The sequence below is a fragment of the Bacillus sp. AFS001701 genome (assembly GCF_002559405.1).
In the GTDB taxonomy this organism is placed as follows: domain Bacteria; phylum Bacillota; class Bacilli; order Bacillales; family Bacillaceae_G; genus Gottfriedia.
Genome location: NZ_NTZO01000429.1, coordinates 1 through 349, shown reverse-complemented (window position 1 = coordinate 349; position 349 = coordinate 1). Strand labels below are relative to the sequence as shown.

Below are 349 nucleotides of genomic sequence, written 5' to 3'. Positions count from 1 at the left end.
ACCATCATGCGACTGTCGAACGAGTACCGGCTCCATGCAATTGACCTGCCTGGGGAGGCGGGACTCAGCACACCGACGCGTGTTCCCTTCAAAGCGGACGCGCAAGCGCGGTGGCTCACCGAGGTGCATCGTGAGCTGGTAGACCGACCATCTATCTTCGTGGGAGTCTCTATCGGCGGCTGGATCGCCACCGCGCTGGCCGCATACGAGCCGGAGCGTGTCTCCCACCTCGCTCTGCAATCGGCGAGCGGTTTCGGGCCACGCAAGACTCTGCCGCTCGTCCTTGCCGGGGTGCTCTCAATGCTCGGGGATGGCGGGCGACGTCAGGCGCTGGCGTACCTGACCGGAC

Annotated in this window: 1 protein-coding gene; it reads left to right on the top strand. The window is 65.3% G+C overall.

Translation table 11 applies throughout. The features are described 5' to 3' along the window. Positions 1 to 349, top strand: a 349-nt coding sequence (locus CN514_RS20590; RefSeq protein WP_141529451.1) for an alpha/beta fold hydrolase, incomplete at both ends; no start/stop codon positions are given.